We start from the raw sequence: 18176 nt of genomic DNA, 5'->3' as shown, positions 1-18176 counted from the left end.
CGCCCCGCTCCACCAGAATCAAATACGCCGTGTGGCGTAACGCTTGAGCATGCTCGGGACATCGAGAATCAGCGCAATGCGACCGTCACCAGTGATGGTGGCGCCCGACATGCCCGGGGTTCCCTGGAGCATTTTGCCCAATGGCTTGATGACCACCTCTTCCTGGCCTACCAGTTGATCGACGACGAAGCCGATCCGCTGTGTACCCACCGAAAGGATCACCACGTGGCCCTCGCGCTGCTCTTCATGAGCGGCGGAAGCGACCAGCCAGCGCTTGAGGTAGAACAGTGGCAGTGCCTTGTCGCGCACGATCACCACTTCCTGACCGTCGACCACGTTGGTGCGCGACAGGTCGAGGTGGAAGATCTCGTTGACGTTCACCAGAGGGAACGCGAACGCCTGATTGCCCAACATGACCATCAGCGTCGGCATGATCGCCAGAGTCAACGGGACCTTGATGACGATCTTCGAACCCTGGCCCTTGGCCGAGTAGATGTTGATCGAACCGTTGAGCTGGGAAATCTTGGTTTTCACCACGTCCATTCCCACGCCACGACCCGACACGTCGGAGATCTCGGTTTTGGTCGAGAATCCCGGCGCGAAAATCAGGTTGTAGCACTCGGTGTCGCTCAGGCGATCGGCCGCATCCTTGTCCATCACACCGCGCTTTACCGCGATGGAACGCAGGACATTAGGGTCCATGCCTTTGCCGTCATCGGAGATCGACAGCAGGATATGGTCGCCTTCCTGCTCCGCCGCCAGGATCACTTTGCCGCCCCGGGACTTGCCCGATGCTTCGCGTTCTTCCGGAGATTCGATACCGTGGTCGACGGCGTTGCGCACCAAGTGGACCAGCGGATCGGCCAGGGCCTCGACGAGGTTCTTGTCGAGGTCGGTTTCTTCGCCGACCAGCTCAAGGTTGATCTCTTTCTTGAGCTGGCGAGCCAGGTCGCGAACCAGGCGCGGGAAGCGCCCGAAGACTTTCTTGATCGGTTGCATCCGGGTCTTCATGACCGCGGTTTGCAGGTCAGCGGTGACCACATCGAGGTTCGACACCGCCTTGGACATGGCCTCATCGGCACTGTTGGCGCCGAGTCGGACCAGGCGGTTACGCACCAGTACCAGTTCGCCGACCATGTTCATGATTTCATCGAGACGCGCGGTATCGACCCGCACGGTGGTCTCGGCTTCGCTGGCGGGCTTATCCGCCGGCGGAGCAGCTTGAGCACGAGCAGGAGCGGGCTTCGCCACTTCGGCTTTTGGCTCGGGAGCTTTGGCAACCGGCTTGGGGGCTGCTGCCTTGGCGACCGGCGTGGCAACCGATGCACTGGCGCCGGTAGCGGTACCGACTTCAGTGAACTTGCCTTTGCCATGCAATTCATCGAGCAGCGCTTCGAACTCGTGATCGGAGATCAGATCACTGCCTACTGCGGCTGCAGACGGAGCGGCCGGCACAGGCGCCGAAGCAATCGCCGACTCCAGCGCTTCAACCGCAAAGTTGCCCTTGCCGTGGAGCTGGTCCAGCAGTGCTTCAAATTCTTCGTCGGTAATGTCGGAGCTATCGCCTGCCGCCTTAGGAGCCGCGGGAGCTGCGGGAGCTGCAGGCGGAACCACGGCATCAACGGCGAACTGGCCTTTACCGTGCAACTGATCGAGCAATGACTCGAACTCGGCATCGGTGATTTCATCGCTGGTTGCGCCAGCGTTGCTGATCGGTGCCGGAGCAACAGGCGCGGCCTCGGCCTGCGCCTTGACGGCATTCAGGGAGTCCAGCAGTTGCTCGAATTCGTTGTCGGTAATGTCACCTGAATCGCTTTCAGCAACCGGTGCCACGTCGACAACCGGCACCGCTTCGTCGGACGACTGCGGTTCAGCCAGGCGGGCCAGTGCCGCCAGCAGTTCAGGCGTCGCAGCCGTGATCGGGCTGCGCTCGCGGACTTCGGTGAACATACCGTTCACCGCATCCAGTGCTTCGAGAACCACGTCCATCAATTCCGAGTCGACGCGACGCTCACCCTTGCGCAGGATGTCGAAGACGTTCTCGGCGATGTGACAGCACTCCACCAACTCGTTGAGCTGGAGGAAGCCGGCGCCCCCTTTTACAGTGTGAAAACCGCGAAAAATTGCATTGAGCAAGTCCGCATCATCCGGTCGACTTTCAAGCTCGACCAGCTGTTCGGACAGTAGCTCTAGAATCTCGCCGGCCTCAACCAGGAAATCCTGAAGGATCTCTTCATCGGCGCCGAAGCTCATTAATGGGGTGCTCCTACAGGTCTAAAATCCAAGGCTGGATAGCAAATCGTCCACATCGTCCTGACCGGACACAACGTCTTCTCTTTTATCGGCATGAATCTGCGGACCTTCACCCTGAGAGAGATGTTTTTGTGGATCTTTTTCAGCCAGCATCGCTTGACGGTCATGTTCGATGCCCGCAAAGCGGTCCACCTGACTGGCCATCAGCACGAGCTTGAGCAGGTTGCTTTCAACTTCGGTGACCAATTGAGTCACGCGCTTGATGACCTGACCGGTGAGGTCCTGGTAATCCTGAGCGAGCAGAATATCGTTGAGGTTGCTCGTTACGACGCGGTTGTCTTCGCTGCTGCGCGTGAGAAAACCGTCTACGCGCCGGGCGAGTTCGCGGAACTCCTCGGCACCGACTTCACGGCGCATGAACCGTCCCCAATCCGCGCTCAGCGCCTCGGCTTCATTGCCCAGGCTGGTGACCAGCGGCGTGGCGTTTTCAACGAGGTCCATGGTGCGGTTGGCCGCCGCTTCGGTCAGCTTGACCACATACCCCAGACGTTCAGTAGCGTCCGTGATCTGCGAGACTTCCTCGGCCTGTGGCATGTTCGGGTCAATCTGGAAATTGACGATCGCGCTATGCAACTCGCGAGTGAGCTTGCCCACTTCCTGGTACAGGCCACGATCACGGGTCTGGTTGAGCTCATGGATCAGTTGTACTGCGTCGCCGAACTTGCCTTTTTCAAGGCTTTCGACCAATTCGACCGCATGTTTTTTCAGGGTCGATTCGAAATCGCCCTGTGAAATTTCATTTTGCTCCATAGCTCCCCCGTGGCGCAGTTGCTCAACCAATGCGTTCGAAAATCTTTTCGATTTTTTCTTTTAACGCCTGGGCCGTGAAGGGCTTGACCACATAGCCGTTTACACCGGCCTGGGCTGCTTCGATGATCTGCTCGCGCTTGGCTTCAGCGGTAACCATCAGCACCGGAAGATGCTTGAGCCTTTCATCGGCGCGCACGTGGCGCAGCAGATCGATACCGGTCATGCCCGGCATGTTCCAGTCCGTTACCAGAAAGTCGATGCTGCCGCTGTTGAGGACCGGAATGGCAGTGGTGCCATCGTCAGCCTCGACCGTGTTGGTGAACCCAAGGTCACGCAACAGGTTTTTTATGATCCGCCGCATCGTTGAGAAGTCATCAACGATGAGGATTTTCATGTTCTTGTCCAATTCGACCTCCAAGCAGTCTTAAACGCGTCCAGCACCTGGACACGCCATTTCATTCAATCCGGCAAAGCATTCGATGACTGTCTGGAGCACAGCAGATCGAGACCGGTGCGTACAGAACCCACCAGCCTCGCTCGCAGTGTCCCCACACTGCCTTCAGCGCGCTCGCCACTCCCCCAAACGCCCCCGCAAACGGGCCGCGCACTGGCTGTGTAACTGGCTGACCCGCGATTCGCTAACCCCCAGGACCTCACCGATTTCCTTGAGATTGAGCTCTTCGTCGTAGTACAGCGCCAACACCAGTCGCTCACGCTCCGGCAAATTGGCAATCGCGTCCGCCAGCGCTGCCTGGAAGCGTTCATCTTCCAGATCGCGCGACGGCTCGAGATGAGCACTGGCGCCATCCTCGTGCAGTCCTTCGTGTTCGCCGTCTTGTAACAGATCGTCGAAACTGAATAACCGACTGCCCAAGGTGTCGTTCAAAATCCCGTAATAATCGTCAAGACTCAATTGGAGTTCGGCCGCAACTTCGTGATCTTTAGCGTCGCGACCGGTTTTAGCTTCAATCGAGCGAATGGCGTCGCTGACCATCCGGGTATTTCGGTGGACCGAACGTGGCGCCCAGTCCCCCTTGCGTACTTCATCGAGCATCGCGCCGCGGATGCGTATGCCCGCGTACGTCTCGAAACTAGCGCCCTTGCTGGCGTCATATTTGGTCGACACTTCAAGCAAGCCGATCATCCCGGCCTGGATCAGATCTTCGACCTGCACACTGGCCGGCAGACGCGCCAACAAGTGGTAGGCAATGCGTTTTACCAGTGGCGCGTAACGCTCGATCAGCTCGTACTGCGCATCACGGGCCGATTTTTTATAGAGGTTATAGCCACTGGCGGTCATAGCACGGGTCCTGCAGTTTGTTGCACGAGGCGCTCCACGAAGAACTCCAGATGCCCACGCGGGTTGGCAGGCAATGGCCAGGTGTCGACCTTTTGCGCGATCGCCTTGAAGGCCAGCGAACACTTGGAGCGCGGGAATGCTTCATACACGGCGCGCTGCTTCTGCACAGCCTTGCGTACGCTTTCGTCGTACGGCACCGCACCGACGTATTGTAAGGCGACGTCGAGGAAACGATCCGTGACCTTGGTCAACTTGGCGAACAGGTTGCGACCTTCTTGCGGGCTCTGGGCCATGTTGGCCAGAACACGGAAACGGTTCATGCCGTAATCACGGTTGAGCAGTTTGATCAGGGCGTAGGCGTCAGTGATCGAGGTCGGCTCATCGCAGACCACCAGCAGGACTTCCTGAGCGGCGCGGACGAAACTGACGACCGAGTCGCCGATGCCCGCCGCCGTGTCGATCACGAGCACGTCGAGGTTATCGCCGATATCGCTGAAGGCCTGGATCAGGCCGGCGTGTTGCGCCGGGGTCAGATGAACCATGCTCTGTGTGCCGGACGCGGCCGGAACGATACGAATGCCGCCCGGGCCTTGCAACAGGACGTCGCGTAGCTCGCAGCGGCCTTCGATCACGTCGGCCAGGGTACGTTTGGGTGTCAGTCCGAGTAGAACGTCGACGTTAGCCAGTCCGAGGTCGGCGTCCAGAAGCATGACGCGCCGGCCGAGCTCTGCTAGAGCCAGGGACAAGTTCACTGACACGTTAGTTTTCCCGACGCCACCTTTGCCGCCGGTCACCGCGATAACCTGTACGGGATGCATGCTGCCCATGTTATTTCTTTACCTTGTCTTGCATAGACGGAGGCCACATTACTGGCTGCGCGTTCACAAATGGAACAATGCATGGCAGACCATCGATGTAGGTACAAAAACTATTCATTAATACCTCAGCTAACCTGCTTGGTCGGGCTGTGGTAAATATCAGCGAACATGTCAGCCATGGCTTCTTCGCTGGGTTCTTCCTGCATTTGCACGCTGACCGCGCGACTGACCAGCTGATGACGACGCGGCAGATGCAAATCATCCGGAATCCGCGGGCCATCGGTCAGATAGGCCACCGGCAGTTCATGACTGATGGCCAGGCTCAACACCTCGCCCAGACTTGCCGTTTCATCCAGTTTAGTCAGGATGCAGCCGGCGAGCCCGCAGCGCTTGTAACTGTGATAAGCGGCGGTTAGAACCTGTTTCTGGCTGGTCGTTGCCAGAACCAGATAATTTTTCGATTTGATGCCACGCCCGGCCAGGCTTTCCAGTTGCATGCGCAGTGCCGGATCGCTGGCCTGAAGGCCTGCGGTATCGATCAGCACCACGCGTTTGCGCAGCAGGGGATCCAGCGCCTGCACCAGCGATTGCCCCGGGTCGACGTGAGTGACCGGGACATTGAGGATGCGGCCAAGGGTCTTGAGCTGTTCCTGCGCACCGATTCGGTAGCTGTCCATGCTCACCAGCGCGATGTTCTGCGCGCCGTACTTGAGCACGTAACGCGCGGCGAGCTTGGCCAGGGTCGTGGTTTTGCCCATGCCGGCAGGGCCGACCATGGCAATGATACCGCCCTCTTCCAGCGGCTCGATTTCCGGTGTGGCAATCATGCGCGCCAGGTGCGCCAGCAACATGCGCCAGGCCTGACGTGGCTCGTCAATGCCAGTGATCATTGCCAGCAGATCACGGGATAACGGGCCGGAGAGGCCGATGCGTTGCAGACGACGCCACAGGTTGGCCTGGGCCGGACGGCTGCCCTGCAACTGGTTCCAAGCTAAGGACCCAAGCTGTACTTCCATCAGTTCACGCAGGCTGTTGAGCTCGAATCGCATCGAGTCGAATGCGCGAGGGTCGACGCCGCCAGTCGCAGCAGGTGCCGGCGCAGGTCGTGGAGGTTCTGTATAAGTCGGTTCGATCAGCGGTTCGGCAGCAGTCAGCGGCAGGCCGGCGAACAACTGGCGATTGGTGCTCTTGTCGCTCTCGCCCTCGCTGCGCAGGCTCAGTTCGGCCTGAGCGGTGACGATCCGCGATTGGGTCTTGCGCAACTCGTCTTCAAGTTCCATGTTCGGAACACGCGGCGCCAGCGCCGACAGTTTGTAATCCAGGGCGGCAGTCAGCTCCACGCCACCCGCGATGCGGCGGTTGCCAATGATGGCCGCATCGGCGCCCAGCTCATCGCGAACCAGTTTCATGGCCTGACGCATATCGGCGGCGAAAAAACGCTTAACTTGCATAAACCACTACCTCAGCCGTTGGGCCCTACTGTCGCAACGATGGTCACTTGCTTGTTGTCAGGAATTTCCTGATACGCCAACACGTGCAAACCCGGGACTGCCAGTCGGCCAAATCGCGAGAGCATCGCGCGAACCGGACCGGCTACCAGCAGAATCACCGGTTGACCTTGCATTTCCTGACGCTGCGCCGCATCGATCAACGAGCGTTGCAATTTCTCAGCCATGCTTGGCTCCAGCAGAACTCCCTCTTCCGAGCCTTGCCCTGCCTTCTGAAGACTATTGAGCAATATCTGTTCCAACCTTGGCTCCAGCGTGATAACTGGCAGCTCGGAGTCAGTGCCTACAATGCTTTGGACGATTGCGCGGGATACGCCGACGCGCACAGCGGCGACCAGAGCGGCGGTATCTTGACTCTTGGCGGCGTTGTTGGCGATGGCCTCGGCAATGCTGCGAATGTCCCGTACCGGCACTTGCTCGGCCAGCAACGCTTGCAAGACCTTTAGCAACTGCGACAGCGACACCACGCCCGGCACCAGCTCTTCCGCCAGTTTCGGCGAGCTTTTGGCCAGCAATTGCATGAGTTGCTGCACTTCCTCGTGCCCGATCAGCTCACTGGAGTGCTTGTACAGGATCTGGTTCAAGTGGGTTGCCACTACTGTACTGGCATCGACCACAGTGTAACCAAGAGATTGCGCCTGGGCACGCTGACTGACTTCAATCCAGACGGCCTCCAGTCCAAAAGCCGGATCTTTGGCGGTGATGCCGTTGAGCGTCCCATAGACCTGGCCGGGGTTAATGGCGAGTTCCCGATCCGGGTAAATCTCGGCCTCGGCCAGAATCACCCCCATGAGGGTCAGGCGATAAGCACTCGGTGCGAGGTCGAGGTTGTCACGTATATGCACAGTCGGCATCAGAAAGCCCAGATCCTGAGACAACTTTTTACGCACGCCCTTGATCCGCGCCAGCAACTGACCACCCTGGTTACGGTCCACCAACGGAATCAGGCGGTAGCCGACTTCCAGGCCTATCATGTCGATCGGGGTCACGTCATCCCAGCCAAGTTCCTTGGTTTCCTGTGCCCGGGCCGGTGATGGCAGCAGCTCCTGCTGACGCGCCACCTCTTGCAGGGCCTGAACCTTGACGCTGTTCTGCTTTTTCCAGAACAGGTATGCCCCGCCAGCCGCCACTGCGGCCATGCTCAGGAAGGAAAAGTGTGGCATGCCGGGCACCAGCCCCATCACGGCCATCAAACCCGCTGCCACCGCCAACGCCTTGGGCGAGGCGAACATCTGGCGATTGATCTGCTTGCCCATGTCTTCCGAACCGGAAGCACGGGTCACCATGATGGCCGCGGCAGTGGACAGCAGCAGTGATGGCAATTGCGCCACCAAACCGTCACCGATGGTCAGCAGCGCATAAACCTTGCCGGCATCGCCAAAGCTCATGCCGTGCTGGAAAATACCGACCGCCATGCCGCCGATCAGGTTGATGAACAGAATCAGCAGGCCGGCGATGGCGTCACCACGGACGAATTTGCTGGCACCGTCCATGGAACCGTAGAACTCAGCCTCCTGGGCCACTTCCGTACGGCGCATTTTCGCCTGGTTCTGATCGATCAGCCCGGCGTTCAAATCGGCGTCGATGGCCATTTGCTTGCCGGGCATCGCGTCGAGGGTGAAGCGCGCACTCACCTCGGAAATCCGCCCGGCACCTTTGGTCACCACGACGAAGTTGATGATCATCAAGATGGCGAAAACCACGATACCCACCACGTAGTTGCCGCCGATCACCACCTCACCGAACGCCTGGATCACCTTGCCCGCGGAGGCATGACCGTCCTGACCGTGCAGCATCACCACCCGCGTCGAAGCGACGTTCAATGCCAGCCGCAACAACGTTGCCACCAACAGGATGGTAGGGAACACCGCGAAATCCAGTGGCCGCAAGGCGTACACGCACACCAGCAGAACGACGATCGACAGCGCAATGTTGAACGTGAAAAACACGTCCAGCAGGAACGGCGGGATCGGCAACATCATCATCGCCAGCATGACCAGCAACAACAACGGCACGCCCAGATTGCCCCGACTTAGATCGGCAACGTTTGTGCGAGCAGTGTTGAGTAACTGAGAGCGATCCACCGGTTTTTCCCCGTCCCTTAAAGCAAACTTTTGACGCCAGAAGCAGGCGCAGAGCGGCTACTGCAAGAAGCCTTCCAACTTTTGCGGGGGGTTTAAACAGAGGGGGTTCTCGGAGGATCTTTGTTGCATGGCCGGGCCTCAGCAAATCCAACGCATGAACCCAGAGCACCAGACAGGTGGTAAAAGTAAGTATCTGGCTCGACACTTAATGCGTACCGAAGCAATCGATTTTGCCTGCGGATGCGTAGCAGTCGTTTAATCCCTGGCGAGTACTTCGTCCTCGAACGCAGGTTCGGCAGCGGCTACAGGCGCGTCTCTCAGGAATCGCGGCGCAGATCCGGCGGAATCGGCAAATCATCCTTGAGCGGATCAGGCCGTTTGCCTTTGCCCGCGCGGTACTGGCGGATCTGGTAGACGTAGGCCAGTACTTGCGCAACGGCCAGATAGAGCCCGCCCGGGATTTCCTGTTCCAGCTCCGTGGAGTAATAAATCGACCGCGCCAGCGCTGGCGACTCCAGCAACAGCACATTATTGGCCACCGCAATCTCACGCATTTTCAACGCCAGGAAATCACTGCCTTTGGCCACGAGCATCGGCGCCCCGCCCTTGTCCGGGTCGTACTTGAGCGCAACGGCGTAGTGGGTCGGGTTGGTGATGACCACGTCAGCATCGGGGATCGCTGCCATCATTCGGCGCTGGGACATGTCCCGCTGCAGTTGGCGAATCCGTTGCTTGACCTCCGGTCGCCCTTCCTGATCCTTGTGCTCGTCGCGGATTTCCTGTTTGGTCATCTTCAGTTTCTTGGCGCTTTCCCAGAGCTGAAACGGCACGTCCACGGCGGCGATGATGATCAGGCCGCAGGCCATCCACAATGAACTCCAGCCGACGACTTGCAGGCTGTGAATGATGGCCATGTCCAGCGGTTCATGGGCGATGCGCAGCAGGTCGTCGATGTCCGCTGACAGCACGGCCAGCGCCACGAACAGGATAATGAAAAACTTCGCCAAGGCCTTTAGCAGCTCTATCACGGCCTTGGATGAGAACATCCGCTTGAGCCCTGCGCCGGGGTTCATGCGGCTGAATTTGGGGGCCATGGTGCCGGCGGAAAATAACCAGCCACCCAGGGAAATAGGACCGATCAGTGCCGCCAGCAGCAAGGTAATCATCACCGGTTGAATCGCCAGCAGGGCAATCAGTCCTGAATGCATGAGGTAGGCGCCCATCGCGCCCTGGTCGAGCACCACTTCCCGCGACAACGAAAAGTTCATCCGCATCAGTTCCATCAGGTCCTGAGCCAGCGCCCCACCGAAGATCAGTAGCGCACCGGAACCGGCGAGCATGATCGCCAAAGTGTTGAGCTCTTTGGAGCGCGCGATCTCGCCCTTCTCACGGGCGTCCTTTTTCTTTTTCTCCGTGGGGTCTTCTGTTTTGTCCTGACCGCTTTCGCTCTCTGACATATCTCAGCGTGCCCGTGCCAGTTCGCGTAACCATTGCAAGGCCTCAGAGGCCAGCGGTTGGTACTGATTGATGATGTCCGCCAACCCGACCCAGACGATGAGCAAGCCGAGTACAAGCGTGAGCGGAAAACCGATGGAGAAAATGTTGAGCTGCGGCGCCGCCCGGGTCATTACGCCAAACGCGATATTGACCACCAGCAGCGCCGTTATCGCCGGCAACACCAGTAACAGCGCGGCCCCCAGCACCCAACCGAGCTTGCCGGCCAGCTCCCAGAAATGATTGACCATCAACCCGCTGCCAACCGGCAACGTGGTGAAGCTTTCAGTGAGGATTTCGAAGACCACCAAATGGCCGTTCATGGACAGGAACAGCAACGTCACCAGCATGGTGAAAAACTGTCCGATCACCGCGACCGAGACGCCGTTGGTGGGGTCGACCATTGACGCGAATCCCATGCCCATCTGAATGGAAACGATCTGCCCGGCTACCACGAACGCCTGAAAAAACAGCTGCAACGCAAACCCGAATATCGCGCCGATGATGATCTGCTCGGCGATCAACAGCCACCCGCTCAGGTCCAGCGCGTTGACCGGAGGCATGGGCGGCAGGCCAGGGGCAATCACGACGGTGATGGCTAACGCGAAATACAGGCGCACACGCTTTGGCACCAGTGTCGTGCCAACGATAGGCATGACCATCAGCAGTGCGCCCACGCGGAACAGCGGCAACATGAACGTGGCTACCCACGTGCTGATCTGGGTATCGGTCAGCTGCAGCAGCGATTGCATGGCTTAGCCGATAACCTGGGGAATACTGCCGTACAACTGCAGGATGTATTCCATGAAGGTCTGCACCAGCCACGGGCCCGCCACGATCAGGGTCACCAGCATCACCAGCAGGCGCGGCAGAAAGCTCAAGGTCTGTTCGTTGATCTGGGTCGCGGCCTGGAACATCGCCACCAGCAAACCCACCAGCAGACTCGGGATCACCAGTACAGCCACCATCATGGTGGTCAGCCACAGCGCTTCCCTGAAGATGTCTACCGCGACTTCCGGCGTCATGGCGAAACACCGCCGAAGCTGCTGGCCAGCGTGCCGATGATCAGCGCCCAGCCATCCACCAGCACGAACAGCATGATCTTGAACGGCAGGGAAATGATCAGCGGCGACAACATCATCATCCCCATGGCCATCAGCACACTGGCGACGACCAGGTCGATGATCAGGAACGGAATAAAGATCATGAAGCCGATCTGGAACGCGGTCTTCAGCTCAGAGGTCACGAAGGCCGGCACCAGAATGGTCAGCGGGGCCTGATCCGGCGAAGCGATGTCCGTACGTTTGGACAAGCGCATGAACAGCTCCAGATCACTGCTGCGTGTCTGGGCCAGCATGAAATCCTTGATCGGCACCTGAGCCTTGGCCACGGCATCCTGGGCGGTCAGTTTTTCCGCCAGATAGGGTTGCAACGCATCCTGGTTAACCCGGTCGAAAACCGGCGCCATGATGAACATCGTCAGGAACAACGCCATGCCCGTCAGAATCTGGTTCGATGGCGTCTGTTGCAGGCCAAGGGCCTGGCGCAGGATCGAGAAGACAATGATGATCCGGGTGAAACTGGTCATGAGCATGACGAACGCCGGGATAAAACTCAGCGCGGTCATGATCAGCAGGATCTGCAGGCTGACCGAATATTCCTGAGCGCCATCGGCGTTGGTGCCCAGGGTGATCGCCGGGATCGACAATGGATCCGCGGCAAACGCCAGCGGCGCAGCCAGCATCAGGGCCAGCGTCAAGACGATGCGTAACGCACCCATTACTTCTTATCCTTCTGATCCTTGCCCATCAGCTCCAACAAACGCTGGGCAAACTCCGGGGTCGCTTTTTCAGTAGCGCTGGGCACCTGCACGGGCTCCTTGAGGACGTGCAACGCGGTGATAGTGCCCGGGCTGAGGCCGAGCAAAATCTGCTCGTTGCCGACCTGTACCAGCATCAGACGGTCGCGAGGCCCCAGCGCGCGGGAGCCAATCAGCTCGATGACCTGCCCTTTGCCGGCCGGTCCTGCCTGCTGCACGCGGCGCAACAGCCAGGCGAGGAAGAAGATCAGCCCCAGCACCAGCAGCAAGCCGAACACCAGTTGCGTCAATTGCCCTGCCACACCGCTGCTCACCGCAGGCGCCGCAGCAGCAACCGTGGCCACCGGCTCGGCGGCCAGCGCGCCAAATGGCAAGGCCAGCAGAACACTCAGAACCTTGTTCACTTAGCGCAGCTTCTTGATACGTTCGCTTGGGCTGATCACGTCGGTCAGGCGGATGCCGAACTTCTCGTTGACCACCACCACTTCACCGTGAGCGATGAGCGTGCCGTTCACCAGCACGTCCAGCGGCTCGCCGGCCAGGCGATCCAGTTCGATCACCGAACCCTGGTTGAGCTGCAGCAAGTTACGAATATTGATGTCGGTGCTGCCCACTTCCATGGAAATCGATACCGGGATGTCGAGGATCACGTCCAGGTTTGGACCATCCAGCGTCACCGGCCCGTTGTTTTTTGGCACGCTGCCGAACTCTTCCATTGGCAAACGGCTGGACGGCGAAGTGGCGGCGTCGGCGGCCAGCAAGGCGTCAATGTCGTCCTGCCCGTCACCCGCTTCTTCAAGGGCAGCAGCCCATTCATCAGCCAGCGCCTGGTCGTCCTGGGTGTTCATATCGTTAGCCATCATGTGTCCTCGGCGGGCACCCATTTCAAATGGAAGCCGTCAGTTAAAAGCGAATGTGCAACGCGCCGGTCAGCGGCGCTCGATCGGCTCGATCACCTGCAACGCGAGATTGCCTTTGTGCGAGCCCATCTTGACCTTGAACGCAGGCACGCCATTGGCGCGCATGATCATTTCTTCCGGCATCTCGACCGGGATGATGTCCCCCGGCTGCATGTGCAGGATGTCCCGCAGGCGCAGCTGGCGGCGGGCAACGGTGGCACCGATCGGCACGTCGACGTCCAGCACGTCCTGACGCAGGGCGTTGACCCAGCGTTCGTCCTGATCGTCGAGATCCGACTGGAAGCCCGCGTCGAGCATTTCGCGCACCGGCTCGATCATCGAATACGGCATGGTGATGTGCAGGTCGCCGCCACCGCCATCGAGCTCGATGTGGAAGGTCGACACGACGATGGCCTCACTCGGCCCGACGATGTTGGCCATGGCCGGGTTTACTTCCGAGTTGATGTACTCGAAATTCACTTCCATGATGGCTTGCCAGGCTTCCTTCAAATCGATGAAGGCCTGCTCCAGCACCATGCGCACCACGCGCAATTCAGTCGGGGTAAATTCACGCCCTTCAATCTTCGCGTGACGGCCATCGCCGCCGAAGAAGTTGTCCACCAGCTTGAACACCAGCTTGGCGTCGAGGATGAACAGCGCAGTGCCGCGCAACGGTTTGATCTTGACCAGATTGAGACTGGTCGGGACGTACAGCGAGTGCACGTATTCGCCGAACTTCATGACCTGCACACCGCCGACGGCAACGTCAGCTGAGCGGCGCAACAGGTTGAACATGCTGATGCGGGTGTAACGGGCGAAACGCTCGTTGATCATCTCCAGGGTCGGCATGCGTCCGCGGACGATGCGATCCTGACTGGTCAGGTCATAGCTTTTGACGGCGCCGGGTTCGGCAGCGTTATCGGTCTCTACCAGACCATCGTCGACGCCATGCAACAGCGCATCGATCTCATCCTGGGACAGCAGGTCCTGCACGGCCATGTCGTGTTCCTACTGCAGTACGAAATTAGTGAAAAGCAACTGTTCGATGGCGACCTTGCCGAGTTCTTTCTGCGCCACTTCCTGGACGCTGGCGGTGGCCTTCTGCCGCAGCATTTCCTGACCGACCGGCGACGCCAGCGTGGCGAAGTCCTGACCGGAGAACAGCATGACCAGGTTATTGCGGATGACCGGCATGTGTACTTTAAGTGCGTCGATATCCGCTTGATTGCGGCCCATCATGGTGATGCTCACCTGCATGTAGCGTTGGCGGCCGTTCTGGTTGTAGTTGGCCACGAATGCGGGAAGCAGCGGCTCGAAGATGGCGGCCTGCTTTCCGACAACGGCGGTTTCAGCAGCGGCAGCAGGCTTGCTCTCGGCGCTGTGCATGAAGAACCAGGTCGCGCCCACGGACAAACCGATCGCCAGCAGCAGCGCCACCACGATCAAGATGATCATCTTGAGTTTGCCTTTGGTTGCAGGGTCTTTTACTGCTGCGTCGCTCTTCGCCATGCCAATAATCCGTCACTATTCGGGGTTTCACAGTTGCACGGCAAGGGAAGAGCAAGTGTTATGCCAGAAGTGGGGATGGGGAAACGGGTGGAGTTGAAGATCAAAAGATCGCAGCCTTCGGCAGCTCCTACATTGGGATCGTGTATACCCGCAGGAGCTGCCGAAGGCTGCGATTTTTTTATCAGGCGTAGTAGTCGACGGCGCTGGAGCCGATGACGCTGGTGGTGGCCGCGGCGACTTCCGCCACTGCCGGCGAGTGTTCGTCGTCCATTGAATCGAGGCGACCACCGCTGGCGGATGTGCGGCCACTTTGACTCTGTTGCGGCTGATCCTGCCCCTGGCCGCGAGACTGGTCGGAAACGTTGACGTCAACCTGCCCCATCCCCTGCTGCACAAACATCTCTCGCAAGCGGTGCATCTGGCCGTCCAGCGCTTCACGAACACCGGGATGCGCGCTCATGAACGTTACCTGGGTCTGCTGATCCGGCACCATGTTCACCCGAATGTCGAGACGCCCCAGTTCGGCGGGTTGCAACTGAATATCAGCCGCCTTCAAGTTGGCGCTGGACAGGTACATGACCCGGTTGACCACTTCCTCTGTCCAGCCGCTCTGATGCATCGCGATCGGTTGATTCACCGGCAGCGCATTGGCGGTCTTCGGTGTAGCGGCCTGCGTCAACGCTGCCAGGCGGGTGGCAAAATCGTCCACACGTGTGTCGCTGGTCGCGGACTTGAGGTCTTTGAGACCGTCATCGATCAGGCCGTTGAATGACTTTTCACCTTCACGGCTGGTGCTGTCCTTGTCGCCTTGCACGTCCAGCATATTGGCCAGACCCGCCGCGAAGTTTTGCGCCGAGGTCTGCTCGCCGTCAGCCAACGCCTGCGCTGAAGACGCTTTGGGCTGAGCCTGACTGGAGGCGGAAACATGCCCGCTCTGTTCCATGGCCATGCGCACGGCGGGCAGTGCATCCAGGGGATCGGCTTCAGGATCGAAATCCGACTCCGCAGGTACCAGACTCGCCGCCAACGCCGCGGCGACAGTTGCATCCTGCGCTGGCTCGGGGCTTGCCGCCGTTTCCGCTGCCGGAGCCTGAGCGGCTTGCGCCGAGGCTGGATCGACTACCGGGTCAACTGCGGTTGCGACTGGAGGACCGGCGTCTGTTGTGTCGTCGCTGGCGACCTTGTCATCGGCCTGCTTGGGTTTGTCGGCAGGCAAGGATTTGCCGCTATCGGCAACCGCAGGCTTTGCGGCGGCAGGCTTGTCATTGCCGAAGTCTTTTTTTCCGGGACCGTCAGGGACTTTATCGCGCAACTGCCGGTTCAGTCCGTCGACGACGGCAGAGGACTTGTTGCGGCCTTGTGAGGCATACACCTGAGAGAAGCTGGAGGCCTTGTCGGCGGGCTCGGCAGGGGACGCCAGAGGATTGGCGGTGACGGGTTGGGTCTTGGCCTTTGCGGCGGCCTGAAGTAGCAAATTTTGACTAACGGGCATAACGCTGTCTCCGCCGCACTGGGAAGGTAGGTACAAGTAGTGGCAGATACTGCAAGGGTCGCGCCAGTTTCGAGTGCAACCCTTTACAAGCGCCGAACGGTGGCTTTTTCGCAGAGGGAACGTTGACGCTCAGCCTCATAAAGAGGACGCACAACAGCAAACTCCCGGTCGATTTCACCGATGAGTTTTGCGAGATCTGAAGGGGTATGGTCCTTGGCGCGATGTTCCAGTTCATGGCATAAATCAGCCAGCCGGAAGGCGCCCATGTTGCTGCTACTGCCTTTGAAACTATGGGCAGTTTCCATCAGTTGCTCGGCATCTTTCTGCTGACGCAAAAGATTCAACCGCTCTTCGGAATCGGCGAGAAACGTATCCAGCAACATTGGATACTCGTCCTCCATGACTTCCTGCAAGGCGACCAATACGTCGCGATTCAGATGTGGGTCATCCACTTGTTCACTCCTTGATCAAGAATGGGCGGGATTATGCCAGAGCGTCCCAGAAAAACTCTACGCGAGCACTTCGACCATTGTCGGACCAACTGGCGTTACGCCCCAATTGCTGGACCAGATTGACGCCACGCCCCGACAAACGGACATTTTCGGCGGGTCGTTCCATCACCCGCGCGATATCGAAACCCTTCCCGCTGTCTTCGACGCGAATCGACAGGCACCCGCCCTCACCCGTCGGCACAACCTCCAAATGGACTCGCACGTAACCACTGTGCAAAGCATCGAGACGCGCATTGCGCTCCTGGTAATAACGGGCGAAACCCGAAGCATCGCGCTTGAGACTGGAATCCAGCCCCAGCACGCCATGCTCCAGGGCATTGGAATACAGTTCGGCCAATACGCTATAGAGCGCACCGCTTTGCGCACGCAGGCCGTGGACCTCAAGCAACAACTGCAACAGATACGGCAACGGATTGAAGCGTTTAAGCGAGGCCGCCCGGAACTCGAAACTGACCGACCAGTCCAGAGGACAGGATTGCCCGCTGTCGGAATAGACCAGGGTCGGCGGACGCATTTGTGTGGCGTCCAGCAGACTCACCTCGACCATGCTGACATCGTCCCGGGCTTCGCCGCGAAAATCCCGCAGTGCTTGCTCGATCTGTTCGAACAGCTCCTCCGGCTGCCGATTGGCAGCGAACACCTGATGCAACCGCTCTACACCAAATAATTGTTCGTTGGCATCGCAGGTATCAATCACGCCGTCAGACAACAGGAACACCCGATCCCCGACCGCCATGGGGAACACTTCGGTTCGATCATCAAAGGTTTCCGGGCTCAATACGCCCAGCGGCAGATGCCGGGCAGTCAACGGCGTGCGTTCATCGCTGGCGATGTTGTGCAGATACCCATCGGGCATACCGCCATTCCAGACCTCCACCGAGCGTCGCTGGAAACTCAGGCACAACAGCGTCGCGCAGCAGAACATATCGACGGGCAGGATGCGCTTGAGCTTGGCGTTCATCTCGCGCAGGGTTTCCGACAGTCCATAACCCTTGGCGGTCATGCCGTAAAAAACTTCGGCCAGCGGCATGGCGCCCACTGCGGCCGGCAAACCATGGCCGGTGAAATCCCCCAACAGCACATGCATGTCGCCAGCCGGAGTAAACGCGGCCAGCAGCAAATCGCCGTTGAACAATGCATAGGGCGATTGCAGATAGCGGATATTGGGGGCATTCAGGCAGCCGGAATGGGCCACTTTATCGAACACGGCCTTGGCAACGCGTTGTTCGTTGAGCAAATAGTTATGGTGCCTGGCGATCTGGTCACGCTGCTGGAGGACGGTGGCCTGCAATCTACGCAAACGGTCCATTGCCTTGATCTTGGCGGCCAGAATCACCTGGTTGTAAGGCTTTGCCAGGAAATCATCGCCCCCCGCCTCAAGGCATCGGGCCAGCCCTTCGCTTTCAGTCAATGACGTGAGGAAGATGATTGGCACCAGGGTCTCGCCCGCCAGCGCCTTGATCTGCTGCGCAGCTTCGAAACCGTCCATCACGGGCATCATCGCGTCCATCAACACCAATTGCGGCCGTTGCAGGCGAAACACTTCGACCGCCTCGGCACCGTTGGCGGCAGTCAACACTTCATGGCCCTGACGACGGACAATCGTCGACAGCAGCAGGCGATCGGCCGCGCTGTCTTCAGCGATCAATACCGTAAGCGACTCGAACGGCGATTGCAC

At 59.2% G+C, this 18176-nt stretch carries 18 protein-coding genes; all 18 read right to left on the bottom strand.

All coding sequences use genetic code 11. The features are described from left to right. Positions 1 to 18: 18 nt before the first annotated feature. The 18 genes from ACA063_RS07800 to ACA063_RS07715 all read right to left on the bottom strand — a co-directional run bounded on the left by ACA063_RS07800 (position 19) and on the right by ACA063_RS07715 (position 18176). Positions 19 to 2253 (bottom strand): chemotaxis protein CheA, encoded by a 2235-nt coding sequence (locus ACA063_RS07800; protein WP_497665390.1) that lies wholly within the window; start codon positions 2251 to 2253, stop codon positions 19 to 21. Between the two features lie 21 nt (positions 2254 to 2274). Continuing rightward, on the bottom strand, positions 2275 to 3063 hold the full coding sequence (locus ACA063_RS07795) for a protein phosphatase CheZ (RefSeq protein WP_162435931.1): 789 nt from the start codon (positions 3061 to 3063) through the stop codon (positions 2275 to 2277). Positions 3064 to 3085: 22 nt separating this feature from the next. Continuing rightward, entirely contained in the window at positions 3086 to 3457 is a 372-nt protein-coding gene (locus ACA063_RS07790; protein ID WP_007975363.1) for a chemotaxis response regulator CheY, read from the bottom strand. Positions 3458 to 3622: 165 nt separating this feature from the next. Then, complete coding sequence (gene fliA / locus ACA063_RS07785; protein WP_007894214.1) at positions 3623 to 4363, bottom strand: RNA polymerase sigma factor FliA; 741 nt, start codon at positions 4361 to 4363, stop codon at positions 3623 to 3625. Beyond that, the gene (gene fleN, locus ACA063_RS07780; protein WP_045058906.1) at positions 4360 to 5190 is read right to left on the bottom strand and encodes a flagellar synthesis regulator FleN; all 831 of its coding nucleotides are present in this window, start codon (positions 5188 to 5190) and stop codon (positions 4360 to 4362) included. The genes fliA and fleN overlap by 4 nt, the downstream gene beginning before the upstream one ends. A gap of 116 nt (positions 5191 to 5306) precedes the next feature. After that, positions 5307 to 6632, bottom strand: a complete 1326-nt coding sequence (flhF, locus tag ACA063_RS07775; RefSeq protein ID WP_497665389.1) for a flagellar biosynthesis GTPase FlhF — start codon at positions 6630 to 6632, stop codon at positions 5307 to 5309. Between the two features lie 11 nt (positions 6633 to 6643). Next, positions 6644 to 8773, bottom strand: coding sequence for a flagellar biosynthesis protein FlhA (gene flhA, locus ACA063_RS07770; RefSeq protein ID WP_497665388.1), 2130 nt, complete (start codon positions 8771 to 8773; stop codon positions 6644 to 6646). A 317-nt stretch (positions 8774 to 9090) separates the two neighbouring features. Beyond that, a complete protein-coding gene (gene flhB / locus ACA063_RS07765) occupies positions 9091 to 10230 on the bottom strand; it encodes a flagellar biosynthesis protein FlhB (RefSeq protein ID WP_162435928.1) in 1140 nt (379 codons plus the stop codon). A gap of 3 nt (positions 10231 to 10233) precedes the next feature. Beyond that, positions 10234 to 11019, bottom strand: coding sequence for a flagellar biosynthetic protein FliR (gene fliR / locus ACA063_RS07760; protein WP_497665387.1), 786 nt, complete (start codon positions 11017 to 11019; stop codon positions 10234 to 10236). Between the two features lie 3 nt (positions 11020 to 11022). Further along, the gene (fliQ, locus tag ACA063_RS07755; RefSeq protein ID WP_007948918.1) at positions 11023 to 11292 is read right to left on the bottom strand and encodes a flagellar biosynthesis protein FliQ; all 270 of its coding nucleotides are present in this window, start codon (positions 11290 to 11292) and stop codon (positions 11023 to 11025) included. Next, positions 11289 to 12047 (bottom strand): flagellar type III secretion system pore protein FliP, encoded by a 759-nt coding sequence (fliP, locus tag ACA063_RS07750; protein ID WP_162435926.1) that lies wholly within the window; start codon positions 12045 to 12047, stop codon positions 11289 to 11291. Before fliP ends, fliQ begins: the two co-directional genes overlap by 4 nt. Next, positions 12047 to 12490: a flagellar biosynthetic protein FliO gene (gene fliO, locus ACA063_RS07745; RefSeq protein ID WP_497665386.1), complete on the bottom strand. Its 444-nt coding sequence runs from the start codon at positions 12488 to 12490 to the stop codon at positions 12047 to 12049. Before fliO ends, fliP begins: the two co-directional genes overlap by 1 nt. Continuing rightward, positions 12491 to 12946 carry a flagellar motor switch protein FliN gene (fliN, locus tag ACA063_RS07740; protein ID WP_162435924.1) on the bottom strand — a complete coding sequence of 152 codons (456 nt, stop codon included), beginning with the start codon at positions 12944 to 12946 and terminating at the stop codon, positions 12491 to 12493. A gap of 69 nt (positions 12947 to 13015) precedes the next feature. After that, positions 13016 to 13984 carry a flagellar motor switch protein FliM gene (gene fliM, locus ACA063_RS07735; protein ID WP_162435923.1) on the bottom strand — a complete coding sequence of 323 codons (969 nt, stop codon included), beginning with the start codon at positions 13982 to 13984 and terminating at the stop codon, positions 13016 to 13018. 9 nt (positions 13985 to 13993) lie between these two features. Beyond that, positions 13994 to 14494, bottom strand: a complete 501-nt coding sequence (gene fliL, locus ACA063_RS07730; protein WP_162435922.1) for a flagellar basal body-associated protein FliL — start codon at positions 14492 to 14494, stop codon at positions 13994 to 13996. Between the two features lie 181 nt (positions 14495 to 14675). Further along, positions 14676 to 15986: a flagellar hook-length control protein FliK gene (locus tag ACA063_RS07725; RefSeq protein WP_497665385.1), complete on the bottom strand. Its 1311-nt coding sequence runs from the start codon at positions 15984 to 15986 to the stop codon at positions 14676 to 14678. A gap of 83 nt (positions 15987 to 16069) precedes the next feature. After that, positions 16070 to 16438 (bottom strand): Hpt domain-containing protein, encoded by a 369-nt coding sequence (locus ACA063_RS07720; protein WP_497665384.1) that lies wholly within the window; start codon positions 16436 to 16438, stop codon positions 16070 to 16072. A 31-nt stretch (positions 16439 to 16469) separates the two neighbouring features. Beyond that, positions 16470 to 18176: an ATP-binding SpoIIE family protein phosphatase gene (locus ACA063_RS07715; RefSeq protein WP_497666487.1), complete on the bottom strand. Its 1707-nt coding sequence runs from the start codon at positions 18174 to 18176 to the stop codon at positions 16470 to 16472.

The organism is Pseudomonas sp. LBUM1643, assembly GCF_059716215.1.
This window is presented reverse-complemented; position numbering and strand designations above follow the sequence as displayed.

Coding starts and splice junctions, on each gene's coding strand:
- ACA063_RS07800 (WP_497665390.1), bottom strand. CDS start 2,253: ATGAGCTTCGGCGCCGATGAAGAGATCCTTCAGGATTTCCTGGTTGAG.
- ACA063_RS07795 (WP_162435931.1), bottom strand. CDS start 3,063: ATGGAGCAAAATGAAATTTCACAGGGCGATTTCGAATCGACCCTGAAA.
- ACA063_RS07790 (WP_007975363.1), bottom strand. CDS start 3,457: ATGAAAATCCTCATCGTTGATGACTTCTCAACGATGCGGCGGATCATA.
- fliA (WP_007894214.1), bottom strand. CDS start 4,363: ATGACCGCCAGTGGCTATAACCTCTATAAAAAATCGGCCCGTGATGCG.
- fleN (WP_045058906.1), bottom strand. CDS start 5,190: ATGGGCAGCATGCATCCCGTACAGGTTATCGCGGTGACCGGCGGCAAA.
- flhF (WP_497665389.1), bottom strand. CDS start 6,632: ATGCAAGTTAAGCGTTTTTTCGCCGCCGATATGCGTCAGGCCATGAAA.
- flhB (WP_162435928.1), bottom strand. CDS start 10,230: ATGTCAGAGAGCGAAAGCGGTCAGGACAAAACAGAAGACCCCACGGAG.
- fliR (WP_497665387.1), bottom strand. CDS start 11,019: ATGCAATCGCTGCTGCAGCTGACCGATACCCAGATCAGCACGTGGGTA.
- fliQ (WP_007948918.1), bottom strand. CDS start 11,292: ATGACGCCGGAAGTCGCGGTAGACATCTTCAGGGAAGCGCTGTGGCTG.
- fliP (WP_162435926.1), bottom strand. CDS start 12,047: ATGGGTGCGTTACGCATCGTCTTGACGCTGGCCCTGATGCTGGCTGCG.
- fliN (WP_162435924.1), bottom strand. CDS start 12,946: ATGGCTAACGATATGAACACCCAGGACGACCAGGCGCTGGCTGATGAA.
- fliM (WP_162435923.1), bottom strand. CDS start 13,984: ATGGCCGTGCAGGACCTGCTGTCCCAGGATGAGATCGATGCGCTGTTG.
- fliL (WP_162435922.1), bottom strand. CDS start 14,494: ATGGCGAAGAGCGACGCAGCAGTAAAAGACCCTGCAACCAAAGGCAAA.
- ACA063_RS07725 (WP_497665385.1), bottom strand. CDS start 15,986: ATGCCCGTTAGTCAAAATTTGCTACTTCAGGCCGCCGCAAAGGCCAAG.